The sequence below is a fragment of the Brevundimonas vesicularis genome (assembly GCF_027105095.1).
In the GTDB taxonomy this organism is placed as follows: Bacteria; Pseudomonadota; Alphaproteobacteria; order Caulobacterales; family Caulobacteraceae; genus Brevundimonas; species Brevundimonas vesicularis_E.
The window spans coordinates 1,494,598-1,507,016 of the sequence record NZ_CP114278.1 but is presented as its reverse complement, the minus strand read 5'-3'; the positions used below and the strand labels follow the sequence as shown (position 1 = coordinate 1,507,016).

Genomic DNA, 12,419 nt, shown 5'->3' with positions numbered 1-12,419 from the left:
TCGTCCCCAAGGCGGGACGATCTGTCCACGGTCCAGGCGGCGTCCGCGTCTGACGCAGGGGCGTGAGAGGGCTAAAGCGTTAATCGATGAACGCCTTCGCCCCCATGCCCTTTTCGTCTTCGCCCATGGACGCCGGCGGCGTCACTTCGATGCCGCACAATCTGGAGGCCGAGCAGGCGCTGCTGGGCTCGCTGATGTTCGACAACGCCGTGTTCGAGCGGTTGAACGACCGGCTGCGCGGCTCGCACTTCTACGAACCCTTCCACCAGCGGCTGTTCGACGCGATCGAGGACCATATCCGCCAAGGCTTGCTAGCCGAGCCCACCATCCTGATGGAGCGGTTCAAGCAGGACCCGGCGTTCCAGGAGTTCGGCGGCCTCCGTTACCTCGCCGACCTGGTCGATCGGGCGCCGCCCGCCGCCAACGCTCCCGACTATGCGCGCGTCGTCTATGACCTGGCGCTGCGCCGCGACCTGATCCGCATCGGCGGCGACATGATCAAGGAGGCGCCCAATCCGGAGACGCCCGCCGACGAGCAGATCGAACAGGCCGAACAGACCCTGTATTCGCTGGCCGAGACGGGCAAGCCCTCGTCCGGTTTCGTCAGCTTCTCCAACGCCTTGTCCGGCGCCGTTCAGATGGCGGCCGAAGCCTATCAGCGCGAAGGCAAGCTGGCCGGCCTCGCCACCGGCCTGAACGATCTGGACCGCAAACTGGGCGGCCTGCACCCATCCGACCTGCTGATCCTCGCCGGCCGTCCGTCGATGGGCAAGACGGCGCTCGCGACCAACATGGCCTTCAACGTAGCGCGCGCCTATCAGTGGGAGCCGACGCCGGAGGGCCGCAAGACGGTCAACGGCGGCGTCGTCGCCTTCTATTCTCTGGAAATGAGCGCCGAACAGCTGGCGATGCGTATTCTGGCCGATGCGTCCGGCGTGTCGTCGGACAAGCTGCGCAAGGGCGAAATCGACGCAACCGACTTCGGCAAGCTGCGCGACGCGGCGGTCGAGATCGGCGAAAGCCCCCTCTACATCGACGCCACCGGCGGCCTGTCCATCTCCAAGCTGGCGGCCCGCGCGCGCCGCCTGAAGCGCATGGAGCATGGGCTGGACCTGATCATCGTCGACTATCTGCAGCTGGTCACGACCGGCAACAGCGGGGGCCAGAAGAACCGCGTGCAGGAGGTGTCCGAAATCACCGGCGGACTAAAGGCCCTGGCCAAGGAGCTGTCGGTGCCGATCATCGCCCTGTCGCAGCTGTCGCGTCAGGTCGAGCAGCGCGACGACAAACGCCCCCAACTGTCGGACCTGCGCGAATCCGGCTCGATCGAGCAGGACGCCGACTGCGTGATGTTCGTCTATCGCGAGAGCTACTACTTGGGTCGAGCCGAGCCGCGCGAGGGGACCGAAGAACATCTGCAATGGCAGCAGGACATGGACCGCCTGCAAGGCCAGGCCGAGGTCGTCATCGGCAAGCAGCGCCACGGCCCGATCGGCATCGTCAAACTGGCCTTCGACGCCGACACCGTCCGCTTCGGCAACCTGGCGCACGGCTATGAGGAAGTCAGCTACGAGTAGCCTCTTCCATCGGCGTGGTGTTGGCGCATAAGGACGCCATGACCGCATCGACCCCCGCCGTCCTCTCCGTCGATCTGAACGCCCTCGCGCGCAACTATCACACGCTGGAGGCCGTCAGCGGCCAGCCGGTGCATCCGGTGATCAAGGCGGACGGCTATGGGCTGGGCGCGCAGGCCGTGGCGACGCGGCTGATGGCCGAGGGGGCGCGGACCTTCTTCGTGGCGCGGGCGGCGGAGGGCGCGCGGTTGCGGGCTGCCCTGGGCGCCGACGGTCCGGTGATCTATGTGCTCGACGGCTGTCACGGCGACGATGCGGCGATGCTGAAGGCGTCGGACCTGCGGCCCGTGCTGAACCATCCGGCGCAAATTCAGGCCTGGAGGGCGGCGGGCGGCGAGACCTGCGGCCTGCAGATCGACACCGGCATGAATCGGCTGGGTATTCGGCCAGAGGACGCACCTGAGGCGTTCGACGGCCTGGCCCTGGTCCTGACCCACCTCGCCTGCGCCGACGAACCGGCCAATCCGATGAACCGGCGCCAGCGTGACGCCTTTGCGGGCGTGCTGGATCGCTATCCGGGCGTGATCCGGTCGTTCGCCAACTCCAGCGGCTGTTTCCTGGGCCCGGACTTCGCCTTCGACACGGTGCGGCCGGGCATCTGTCTTTACGGCGGCGGACCGGAGGGGCTCCCCGATCCCCGGATCGCACCCGTGGCGACCCTGACGGCCGAGGTGCTCCAGGTTCGCGACGTGCCCGCCGGCGAGAGCGTCGGCTATTCGCGCGGCTATATCGCCGAGAGGCCGATCAAGGTCGCCACCGTGGCGGCCGGCTATGCGGATGGATTGCTGCGATCCTATTCGCCCAAGGGCGCCGTCTGGATCGCCAACGAGACCCGCCCGCTGCTGGGTCGGGTCTCGATGGATGTCTGCGCGGTGGACATCACCGGCCTGGATGTCGCAGTCGGCGACCCGGTCGAACTGTTCGGCCCGAACCGCCTGTTGGACGACGCCGCGGCCGCAGCGGGGACCATAAGCTACGAGCTGCTGACCTCGATCACCCCCCGCGTGCCGCGCGTCTATTCTCAGTAGCCGGCGCCCATTCCGGCAAGACCGGCCATGCCGACCGACGCGGCGACGAAGCTCATCGAAATGGCTCCTACGATCGCCGAGATGATGAAATACATCACGACGCCGGCGATCACCGTCACGATGAAATAGCCGACCTTCTTGTCTTCCGGCACTTTCATCAAAATCGGCAGGCCGACGAACAGCAGATAGAAGCTGTACAGGCCCAGGATGGCCATGATGCCCAGCATCGGGATCAGGCCGAACACGCCCGCCAGCCAAGCGGCGGTCCAGGAATAGACGGCCAGTTTCATGGCCTGAACCTTATTGGGCGTCCCGCCGAAGTTCGGCGCCAGCGCATTGATGATCAGTCCCAGCAGGAAGACCCCCAACAGGGACATGCCGTAGCTGACGAGCGCCACGACGATCGCGCCGACGATCGACAGCTTCATGCCCATGATCGGCATCAACTGACCGCCGAGCAGCGAACAGACCGGGCCGATCGCCGCCAGGATCATCGCATAGCGGGTGAACAGGCTTTTGGTCGTGGCGAACTCGCCGTCGATCTTCAGCCATTCAGACTTGGGTTGCAGCAATATGCCCTTGACCCGCGCGACCAGGGCCGGATCGACAGCGGGTTGGGAGTGGGTCGTCGGATCGGTCATGGCAGGCCTCGGCGAGAGAAGATGGGCGGATGTTGACGTTGCGTCGCTTCAAGAAGCAAGGGTGTGCGACAGATTCTCAATCCTTCAATATGGCAAAGGTTGCGCCTGCGACCGAAACTGTCGTGAGCCGACGCTATGTCCGGCGCGACCGTACGATCTGCTAAGGAAGCCCATGGCTCGCGATTCCGCCCTCTACGTCTGTCAGTCCTGCGGTTCGGTCCACAGCAAGTGGTCGGGCCAATGCGGCTCCTGCGGCCAGTGGAACACCTTGAGCGAAGAAAGCCGCTCGGCTCCGCCGGGCGCAATCAAGCCGTCGGCGGCGGCTTCGGCCCGGACGCGCGGCATCCAGTTCGAAACGCTTCAGTCCGACACGCCAGAGCCGCCGCGCATCACGACGGGCGTGGCCGAGTTCGACCGGGTCTGCGGCGGCGGCGTGGTGCCCGGCTCGGCCATCCTGCTCAGCGGCGATCCGGGCGTCGGCAAGTCGACCCTGTTGCTGGAGGTCGCGGCCAAGGCGGCGCTGCGGGGATCGCGCGTGGCCTACATCTCGGGCGAGGAAGCCGTCGAGCAGATCCGCGCCCGCGCCAAGCGGATGGGCCTGGCCGACGCCCCGGTCAATCTGGCGGCCGCCACGGCGCTGCGCGACATCCTGGGCACACTGAAGCGCGAGAATTTCGACATCGTCATCATCGATTCGGTTCAGACTCTTTGGTCCGACGTGCATGACAGCGGCCCCGGATCGATCACCCAGGTCAGGGCTTGCGCGGGCGAACTGGTGCGTCTGGCCAAGAGCGACGGCCCCGCCATCGTCCTGGTCGGCCACGTCACCAAGGACGGCCAGGTCGCTGGCCCCCGCGTCGTCGAACACCTGGTCGACGCGGTCATGACCTTCGAGGGCGAGCGCGGCTATCCGTTCCGCATCCTGCGCGCCGGCAAGAACCGCTTCGGCGCCACAGACGAGATCGGCGTGTTCGAAATGGGCGACGCCGGCCTGCGCGAGGTCGCCAACCCCTCCGCCCTCTTTCTGGGCGAGGGCAAGGAGCGCGCACCGGGCGCCGCCGTCTTCGCCGGGATCGAAGGCTCGCGCCCCGTCCTGGTCGAGATGCAGGCCCTGGTGTCCAAGTCCGCCTATGGCACGCCGCGCCGCGCCGTGATTGGCTGGGAGACGGGACGTCTGGCCATGGTGCTGGCCGTACTGGAGGCCCGCTGCGGCTTCGGCTTCGGCGATCAGGACGTCTATCTGAATGTCGCCGGGGGCTTACGCATCAACGAACCGGCAGCGGACCTCGCGGCGGCGGCGGCGCTGATCAGCTCGGCGACCGGCGTGTCCCTGCCCCAAGGCTGCGTCGTCTTCGGCGAAATCGGCCTGTCGGGCGAGGTTCGCAGCGTCGGCCGCGCCGAGGCCCGCCTGCGCGAAGCGCAAAAACTGGGCTTCGATCAGGTGCTCAGCCCGACTTTGACCGCCAAGACCAAGGGGGTGAAGGTGACATCCGTCACGCGCCTGCCGGATGTGGTCGAACGAATCTCGCAGAACCGCTATTAGACCCTCGTAGCAACCGCAGGATCCCCCACGCGTGACCGGATACGACGTCTTCGCCATCGTGGTGATCCTGTTTTCCGTCGCCGCCGGCTGGGTGCGCGGCGGGGTGCGCGAGGTCATTACGCTGCTCAGCGCGACCCTGGCGGCCCTGGTCGCCCTGATCGCCCTGCCCTGGACCGCCGGCGTCACGCGCGCCTTCGTCGATCCCGAATGGGCCGGGTCGATTTTAGCCGCCGTCCTGACCTTCTTCGTCGTCTATTTCGGCCTGCGCCTGGTCGGTTCAATGATGTCCAAGAGCGCCAAGGACCATCCGCACCTCGGCGTCATCGACCGCATCTTCGGCCTGTTCATCGGCGGCGTCCGCGCGCTGGTCCTGATCGGCGCGGTGCATCTGGTCATCGTCGCAGCCCTGCCAGGCGAGCGCACCCCGCTCTGGCTCGGAAAGGCGGCCCTCTATCCGGTCAGCGCCATGGGCGCGCGGATGATCCAGATCGTCCTGCCCAGCATCGGGCGCGGCGCCGATGCGATCACGCCTGTCGTGGATTCGTCCGTACGCCGGGGGTTTTCCGACGAGGAAGCCTTGCCCCCGACGCAATCACAGCCTAACTCGCGCCGCGAAGCCGCCCCTTAAGTTTCCCCGGTCATCGGAGCCCCACGATGCGCCACCATATCGCCGATCCCGTCGTTCACCGCGAGCACTGGCGCGAGCCGGAGGATGACCAGCTTCGCCTGGAATGCGGCGTCTGCGGCGTCTGGGGCGCGGACGAGGACGAAGGCTCTTCCGTCGTCGCCCTGGGTCTTCACGCCCTTCAGCATCGCGGCCAGGAAGCCTGCGGCATCGCCAGCGTCAAGGACGAGCGCTTCTACACCGAACGGCACCAGGGCCTGGTGGGCGAGGCCTTCGGCGGCGCCGACCTGATGACGCGGATGCCCGGCCGCGCGGCCGTGGGCCACACCCGCTACTCCACCGCCGGCGGCAGCTTCCTGCGCAACATCCAGCCGATGTTCGCCGATCTGGACCAGGGCGGCATAGCCATCGCCCATAACGGCAACCTGACCAACTTCAAATTCCTGCACGCCCAGTTGGTCAGCGAAGGCGCCATCTTCCAGTCGACCTCGGATTCCGAAGTCATCCTCCACCTGATCGCGCGCAGCCGCAAAGCCAAGATCGTCGATCGCTTCACCGACGCCCTGGCCCGGATCGAAGGCGGTTACGCCCTGGTGGCCCAGACCCGCACCAAGATGATCGGCGCGCGTGACCCGCTGGGCATCCGCCCGCTGGTGCTGGGCCAGTTGGGCGACGGCTGGGTTCTGGCGTCCGAGACCTGCGCCCTGGACATGATGGGCGCCACCTTCGTACGCGATGTCGAACACGGCGAGATCGTCGTCATCGACGACAGCGGCCTGCGCTCGCTCAAGCCCTTCCCCGCCCGCGCGGCGCGTCCCTGCCTGTTCGAATACGTCTATTTCTCGCGCCCGGATTCGGTCGTGAACGGCCGCTCCGTCTATGAGGTCCGCAAGGAAATGGGTCGCGGCCTCGCCCGCGAACTGGGCGTCGAGGCCGACATCGTCGTGCCCGTGCCCGATTCCGGCGTTCCGGCCGCCCTCGGCTACGCCCAGGAAAGCGGCATCCCCTACGAAATGGGCATCATCCGCAGCCACTATCTGGGCCGCACCTTCATCCAGCCCAGCCAGGGCGCCCGTCAAAAGGGTGTACGGATGAAGCACAGCCCCAACAAGTCGGCCCTGGCCGGAAAGCGCGTCGTGCTGATCGACGATTCCATTGTGCGCGGCACGACCTCGCTCAAACTGGTCCGCGCCGTGCGCGCCGCCGGCGCGACCGAGGTCCACCTGCGCTCGGCCAGCCCCCAGATCCTGTTCCCCGACTTCTACGGCATCGACATGCCCGAGCGCGCCCAGTTGCTGGCCGCCAACAAGACGCTGGAAGAGATGCGCGACATGCTGGAGGTCGATTCGCTCGGCTTCCTGTCCATCGACGGCCTGTACCGCGCGATGGGCGAGACCGGCCGCAACGCCGCCGCCCCGCAGTTCACCGACCACTATTTCACCGGCGACTATCCCACCCGCCTCCTGGATCGCGAGATCGAGGAAGGCGGCCGTGAGTTCGGCGCCAAACAGCTATCCTTGCTGGTCAGCGCCTGAAACGCGCAAGCCTAGACCTCCTCGTCAGGCGTCGGCGACCAATCGGTCCAGTTCTGGGCGGTGTGGTAGACCCGCAAGACACGCAGGCTGTCGTTCGCACCGCCCACAAGACTGTAGATGATGATGTAGGACGTGCGCAGCACCGCCTTTTCATAGGTGCCTGACCGCTCTCCCGGACGCCCGATCGGTCGACGCGCCAAGGCGTTGATCGTGTCTCGGATGCGATCCGCCACATCCTGCGCCGCATCGGCATTACGTTCCGCGAGATAGTCGATAGCGGAATGGTACTGCGCCAAGGCGACCTGCGACCACTCGACGTGCCTCAAGCGGTCTTCCGATGCCTGTCGATCGTGGCCTGGATCTGACGCATGGCCTCTTCGTGCGGCACGACCCGACCATGTTCGAAATCGTCGAGCGCTGCATCGATGGCGATCTGCATCTCCATTTCACGATCCAGGAAAGCTTCGAGCCCGCGTTCAGCGACCGCCGAGGGCGAACGCTGCGTCTGCTCGGCATAGCGGCCGAGCTTCTCCTTCAGTTCTTGGCTGACCCGAAGGGTAAGCGTAGCCGACTTCGCCATGACCACCTCGCTTAGTTGTCGTGCAAGGTAACACATTGACCCGTCGCCCTGCCACACTTACCACCCGGCCATGACCGACGCCCTGCCCCTGAACGACTGTATCGCCCTCGTCGTCGGCGCCTCGCGCGGCATCGGTTATGAGAGCGCCCTGGCGCTGGCCAAGGCCGGCGCCCACGTCATTGCGACGGCGCGCACCCAGGGCGGTCTGGAAGAGCTGGACGACGCCATCTTCGCCGCCACCGGGCGCCATGCGACCCTTATCCCGTTCGATCTGGTGGACGGCGGGGCCATCGACCGGCTGGGCGGCGCCATCTTCGAACGGTTCAAGAAGCTGGACATCTGGGTCCACTGCGCGGCCACCATGGGCCCCTCGGGCCTGACGCCGGTATCGCACGCCGACCCGCGCGAGTTCGCCAAGGTCGAAAAGACCAACTTCACCGCCGTCTATCGTCTGATCCGCTCGCTCGAGCCTCTGTTGCGCGCCTCCGACGCCGGCCGCGCCATCCACTTCACCACCAGCGTCGCCAGCGCGCCCAAGGCCTTCTGGGGTATGTACGCGGCGACCAAGGCCGGCGCCGAGGCCTTGGTGAAGGCTTGGGCCGACGAGATCGAGAGCACGCCCGTGCGCGTCAGCATCGTCGATCCCGGCCGGATGCGCACCGCCATGCGCGCCCAGGCCTATCCGGGCGAAGATCCGTCCGTCCTGCCCCACCCGTCCGAAATCGGCCCCCTGGTGGTCGATCTGGCCCGCCGCGGCGCCTCGGCCCCGCTGACGATCCGCTTCCGCGACTGGGCGGCCGGACCGACGACGGAAGCGCTGGTCTAGGCTGGTATCAGCCCCAGGCGCCGCCTAGCCTTGGCTCTTCGCGGAAGGTGAAATCGCCATCGGTTGAGGCTGAAAGATCGCGCCAAGCCTCCAGTTCGGCCCTCAGGCTGTCCGCCTTCATCTCGACCACGCCGATGGCGTCCGTGCCCGCAGACCATCGCACCGGCGGGTTTTCCGCATTCGCCAAGATGACCAGCGCCTGACCCAGCTTCGCGGGATCGCCCGCCTGATTATGGCTGCGCGCGTCATAGAAGGCGCGGATGGCACGCGATGCTTCGGCATAGTCGGCGATGGGGTTGTCGCCGTATCGGATCGACGAGGCGTCGAGGAAGTCGGTGCGGAAGAAACCCGGCTCGACGATGGTCAGATGTACGCCAAACGGACGCACCTCTTGCGCGACCGATTCGCTGAAGCCCTCGACCGCGAACTTGGACGCGCAATAGATCGCGCCGCTCTCACCGCCCATCAGACCGCCGATGGACGAGATGTTGAAGACATGGCCCGACCTCTGCGCGCGCATGATCGGCAGCACCGCGCGCGTCATGTCGAACAGACCGAAGACATTGGTGTCGAACTGGGTGCGCGCATCCTGTGCGCTCGTTTCCTCGAAGATGCCGAGGTGGCCATAGCCGGCATTGTTCACCAGGACGTCGATGCGGCCGAAGCGCGCCATGACCGCCTCGACGGCGGCGGCGATGGCGGCTGTGTCGGTGACGTCCAACGGCAGGCTCAGGACCGTGTCGCTGTCCGGTCCGAACGCCTTGATCAGGGCTTCGCGATTTCGACCTGCGACGACGACGCGGTCGCCCGCGTCCAGCGCCGCGCGGGCGATCCCGGCGCCCAGACCACGCGCCGCACCGGTGATGAGCCAGGTCTTTTGTGGGGTTGTTGTCATGGAAAATCTCCTCTGCCTGACCGACGGAGAAGACGCGGTGTCAGGTGGACGGCGTTAGGGCGATCCGGGCGAAGGCTTGCACGATCCTGTCAAACCGCCCTCGCCCGCTTGCGAACAGCCTCTCATGGGGGCTGAATGCCGTCATGAGCCTCTTGCCCGAAATGACCGACATCGTTGCGCGCCACGCGCCGCCTGATCTGTCACGATCGCCCGTGCCCGGTCTGCGCCTGTATGGCAGCGACGCGCAGACGCGGGTGGTCCCCGTCGCCTATGATCCGATGCTGTGCCTGGTCGTGTGCGGCGCCAAACAGACGATCCTGGGCGAAACCGTCTATTCCTATCGCGCCGGCGATTGCCTGGTGGTGTCCGCCGAACTGCCGGTATGCGGCAGCATTATCGAGGCGCCGTATCGCGCCCTCAGCTTCGACCTCGATCCCGCCACCATCGCTGGCCTGATGCTGGAGATCGATGTCCCCGCCCCCTCGGATCAGCCGCCGCCGAGTGGCATCCATGTAACACCGCTGGAGGATGAACTGCTGGAGCTCATGGCGCGCCTGCTGCGCCTTCTGGACCGGCCCGAGGAGATCGCCGTCATGACGCCGATGATCGAACGCGAACTGATCTGGCGGCTGCTCCACAGCCGGCACGCCGCGACCGTGCGCCAGATCGGCTCGGCCGAAAGCCGCCTGTCAGGCGTCAATCGCGCCATCAACTGGCTCCGCGCCCATTACGCCGAACCGGTGAGGCTAGAGACTCTGGCGGACATGGCGGGCATGAGCCTGTCGACGTTCCACCGACACTTCCGCACCGTGACGACCATGAGCCCGTTGCAGTTCCACAAGCAGTTGCGGTTGCGCGAAGCCCGCGCCCGGCTGTTGACGGGCGTTGAGGGCGCGGCCGAGACCGGCTTCGCCGTCGGCTATGACAGCCCGTCCCAGTTCAGTCGCGAATACGCCCGTCAGTTCGGCCTGCCGCCCGGCCGCGACGCGGCCCGCATGCGCGAAAGCCTGATGATGGGCTGAGGCTCAGAGCGTATCGAGGATATCCGCCAGTTCCGCCGGCCAGATCGTCTCGGCCGAAGCGCGGATGTCCGCGACGCTCCACCAGCGGTGATCGACCAGAACCCCCTGTTCTTCCACGGTCCAGCCTGCGGAAGACAGGTCGAACGCCTCGGTACGCAGCAGGAAGAATCTCTGATCCACATCCGCCATCCGGCCGTCGGGCAGGCGGAAACTGACGCGGACCTGGGCGACCTGCGGGCCGGGGTCTTCGACGACCAGCCCAGTCTCTTCGAACAGTTCGCGGCGCGCGGCGTCCTCGAAGGTCTCGCCAGTCTCGCACCCGCCGCCGGGCGTCGCCCAGAAGGCTGTGCCGGCGAGCGGTCCTTCGGAAAACACGAAGTGAAACAGCAGCACCCGCTCCTGGCCGTCTAGGATCAGCCAACGCGAGGTGGGCCGGGCGGGAAGCGCGCTCTCGGCCTCGCTCACGCCGTCACTTCTTGGCGCCGCCCTTTTGACCCGTGCGGATCCGGCCCGAGCGCGACACCTGGCGAGCGCCGCCGCGCGCGCCCTTCTGAACCGCCACGGACGAACCGGCCTTCTTCGATGCGCTGGACTTCAACCCGCCCAGTATCTTGGGCTGGGCCTTGCGGGTCTTCTTCTGCTCCAGCGCCTTGCCGGGCAGTTTGGACAGGGCCTCTTCCTTCTCGGCCTTCTTGCCGCGGCGCGGCGCGGTCTTGGCGTCGCCCTTGTAGCGTTCCGGCCCCGACTTGGCGCCGCCCTCGGCATAGGGGTTCACCCCACTGGACTTGACGTTCAGGCGGATCGGCGTGCCCGGCAGGTCGAAGCTCTCGCGGATCGAGTTGACCAGATAGCGCTTGTAATGCTCCGGCATCGACTCGGCGCGGTTGGCCATCAGCACGAAGGTGGGCGGACGGGCCTTGGTCTGGGCGATGTATTTCGGCTTGATGCGCTTACCGTCCACGGCGGGGGGCGGGTGCCGCTGGGTGGCCATGGACAGCCAGGTGTTCAAGTCCTTGGTCTTCACCTTGACCGACCAGGTGTCATAGGCCTGAAGCACCGCCGGCATCAGCCGCTCGACTCCGCGTCCACTGTGCGACGACAGGGCCACAAAGGGCGACCCCTTCAGTTGCGGCAGCTTGTCCTCAGCCATGCCTTTCAGCTTGGCCATGCGGGACTGAGGCTCGTCCTCCAGGTCCCATTTCGACGCGACATAGACCAGGGCGCGGCCCTCGCGCTCGACCAGATCGGCCAGCTGCAGGTCCTGGGTGTCGAAGGCGTCGTCCTTGTCCATCATCAGGATGACGACTTCAGCGAAGGTGATGGCCCGGATGGTGTCGGCGACCGACAGCTTCTCCAGCTTTTCCTGCACGCGGGCCTTGCGGCGCATGCCGGCCGTGTCGACCAGGCGGATGTTCTTGCCCTCGAACTGCCAGTCGACCGAGATGGAGTCGCGGGTGATGCCCGCTTCCGGCCCCGTCAGCAGCCGGTCGTCGCCGATCAGGCGGTTGATCAGGGTGGACTTGCCCGCATTCGGACGGCCGATGACGGCGATGCGGATCGGCTTGTCCGGCTCGTCGATCTCCTCGACGAAGATGTCCTGCGAGGCCGCGACGATGGCGGCGTACAGATCGGCCATCCCCTCGCCGTGCTCGGCCGAGATGGCGACGGGTTCGCCGAAGCCCAGAGCGTGCGCCTCGCCGACGCCGCCGCCGCTCTCGCGGCTCTCGGACTTGTTGGCCAAGAGGATGATCGGCTTGTGCACCCGACGCAGGCGCTCGGCGAAGATCCGGTCCAGCGACGTCACGCCCTCGCGGGCGTCCATCATGAACATGACCAGTTCGGCGTCGTCCAGCGCGGCCTCGGTCTGCTCGCGCATCCGGGCTTCCAGGCTGTCGTCGGTGACGTCCTCATATCCCGCCGTGTCGATCAGCGTCAGATCCATGTCGCCGATGTTGCCGTCGGCGTATCGCCGGTCGCGGGTCACGCCGGGGCGATCGTCGACGAGCGCCAGGCGCTTGCCGACGAGGCGGTTGAACAGTGTCGATTTGCCCACATTGGGGCGGCCGACGATGGCGACCTTCAGAGCCATG

13 protein-coding genes are annotated in these 12,419 nt (G+C 66.7%); 7 read left to right on the top strand and 6 right to left on the bottom strand.

From position 1 onward, the window contains the following. Positions 1-86 precede the first annotated feature (86 nt). Positions 87-1,577, top strand: a complete 1,491-nt coding sequence (locus O2K97_RS07550; RefSeq protein WP_205680753.1) for a replicative DNA helicase — start codon at positions 87-89, stop codon at positions 1,575-1,577. Positions 1,578-1,615: 38 nt separating this feature from the next. Beyond that, positions 1,616-2,662, top strand: coding sequence for an alanine racemase (gene alr / locus O2K97_RS07545; protein WP_269221036.1), 1,047 nt, complete (start codon positions 1,616-1,618; stop codon positions 2,660-2,662). Here the strand turns inward: alr and O2K97_RS07540 are convergent. Continuing rightward, positions 2,656-3,303 carry a Yip1 family protein gene (locus O2K97_RS07540; protein WP_269221035.1) on the bottom strand — a complete coding sequence of 216 codons (648 nt, stop codon included), beginning with the start codon at positions 3,301-3,303 and terminating at the stop codon, positions 2,656-2,658. The genes alr and O2K97_RS07540 overlap by 7 nt on opposite strands. 172 nt (positions 3,304-3,475) lie before the next feature. On the opposite strand from O2K97_RS07540, the gene radA reads away from it, so the two are divergent. Genes radA through purF form a run of 3 tightly spaced genes read left to right on the top strand, consistent with a single transcriptional unit; the run spans position 3,476 to position 7,006 of the window. Further along, positions 3,476-4,846 carry a DNA repair protein RadA gene (gene radA / locus O2K97_RS07535; RefSeq protein ID WP_269221034.1) on the top strand — a complete coding sequence of 457 codons (1,371 nt, stop codon included), beginning with the start codon at positions 3,476-3,478 and terminating at the stop codon, positions 4,844-4,846. A gap of 31 nt (positions 4,847-4,877) precedes the next feature. Further along, on the top strand, positions 4,878-5,474 hold the full coding sequence (locus O2K97_RS07530) for a CvpA family protein (protein ID WP_269221033.1): 597 nt from the start codon (positions 4,878-4,880) through the stop codon (positions 5,472-5,474). A gap of 26 nt (positions 5,475-5,500) precedes the next feature. After that, on the top strand, positions 5,501-7,006 hold the full coding sequence (purF, locus tag O2K97_RS07525; protein ID WP_045810557.1) for an amidophosphoribosyltransferase: 1,506 nt from the start codon (positions 5,501-5,503) through the stop codon (positions 7,004-7,006). Between the two features lie 11 nt (positions 7,007-7,017). Here the strand turns inward: purF and O2K97_RS07520 are convergent, their stop codons facing one another. Next, on the bottom strand, positions 7,018-7,332 hold the full coding sequence (locus O2K97_RS07520) for a type II toxin-antitoxin system RelE/ParE family toxin (protein ID WP_269221032.1): 315 nt from the start codon (positions 7,330-7,332) through the stop codon (positions 7,018-7,020). Then, positions 7,329-7,586: a CopG family ribbon-helix-helix protein gene (locus O2K97_RS07515; RefSeq protein WP_269221031.1), complete on the bottom strand. Its 258-nt coding sequence runs from the start codon at positions 7,584-7,586 to the stop codon at positions 7,329-7,331. The genes O2K97_RS07520 and O2K97_RS07515 overlap by 4 nt, the downstream gene beginning before the upstream one ends. Positions 7,587-7,656: 70 nt before the next feature. On the opposite strand from O2K97_RS07515, the gene O2K97_RS07510 reads away from it, so the two are divergent. Next, entirely contained in the window at positions 7,657-8,412 is a 756-nt protein-coding gene (locus O2K97_RS07510; RefSeq protein WP_269221030.1) for an SDR family NAD(P)-dependent oxidoreductase, read from the top strand. A 7-nt stretch (positions 8,413-8,419) separates the two neighbouring features. On the opposite strand, the gene O2K97_RS07505 is transcribed toward O2K97_RS07510, so the two are convergent. Beyond that, positions 8,420-9,307 (bottom strand): oxidoreductase, encoded by an 888-nt coding sequence (locus O2K97_RS07505; RefSeq protein WP_269221029.1) that lies wholly within the window; start codon positions 9,305-9,307, stop codon positions 8,420-8,422. Positions 9,308-9,450: 143 nt separating this feature from the next. Between O2K97_RS07505 and O2K97_RS07500 the strand changes: the two genes are divergently transcribed. Then, entirely contained in the window at positions 9,451-10,329 is an 879-nt protein-coding gene (locus O2K97_RS07500; protein WP_269221028.1) for an AraC family transcriptional regulator, read from the top strand. Between the two features lie 3 nt (positions 10,330-10,332). Here O2K97_RS07500 and O2K97_RS07495 read toward each other — a convergent pair whose 3' ends face one another. Both O2K97_RS07495 and der read right to left on the bottom strand, forming a co-directional pair. Next, positions 10,333-10,794 (bottom strand): NUDIX hydrolase, encoded by a 462-nt coding sequence (locus tag O2K97_RS07495; protein ID WP_269221027.1) that lies wholly within the window; start codon positions 10,792-10,794, stop codon positions 10,333-10,335. 4 nt (positions 10,795-10,798) lie between these two features. After that, positions 10,799-12,418, bottom strand: coding sequence for a ribosome biogenesis GTPase Der (gene der / locus O2K97_RS07490; protein WP_269221026.1), 1,620 nt, complete (start codon positions 12,416-12,418; stop codon positions 10,799-10,801). Position 12,419: the final 1 nt, after the last annotated feature.

What these genes read in the sequence shown, in the direction of transcription:
- O2K97_RS07550 (WP_205680753.1), top strand. Translation starts at nt 87, where the DNA reads ATGAACGCCTTCGCCCCCATGCCCTTTTCGTCTTCGCCCATGGACGCC.
- alr (WP_269221036.1), top strand. Translation starts at nt 1,616, where the DNA reads ATGACCGCATCGACCCCCGCCGTCCTCTCCGTCGATCTGAACGCCCTC.
- O2K97_RS07540 (WP_269221035.1), bottom strand. Translation starts at nt 3,303, where the DNA reads ATGACCGATCCGACGACCCACTCCCAACCCGCTGTCGATCCGGCCCTG.
- radA (WP_269221034.1), top strand. Translation starts at nt 3,476, where the DNA reads ATGGCTCGCGATTCCGCCCTCTACGTCTGTCAGTCCTGCGGTTCGGTC.
- purF (WP_045810557.1), top strand. Translation starts at nt 5,501, where the DNA reads ATGCGCCACCATATCGCCGATCCCGTCGTTCACCGCGAGCACTGGCGC.
- O2K97_RS07515 (WP_269221031.1), bottom strand. Translation starts at nt 7,586, where the DNA reads ATGGCGAAGTCGGCTACGCTTACCCTTCGGGTCAGCCAAGAACTGAAG.
- O2K97_RS07510 (WP_269221030.1), top strand. Translation starts at nt 7,657, where the DNA reads ATGACCGACGCCCTGCCCCTGAACGACTGTATCGCCCTCGTCGTCGGC.
- O2K97_RS07505 (WP_269221029.1), bottom strand. Translation starts at nt 9,307, where the DNA reads ATGACAACAACCCCACAAAAGACCTGGCTCATCACCGGTGCGGCGCGT.
- O2K97_RS07500 (WP_269221028.1), top strand. Translation starts at nt 9,451, where the DNA reads ATGAGCCTCTTGCCCGAAATGACCGACATCGTTGCGCGCCACGCGCCG.
- der (WP_269221026.1), bottom strand. Translation starts at nt 12,418, where the DNA reads ATGGCTCTGAAGGTCGCCATCGTCGGCCGCCCCAATGTGGGCAAATCG.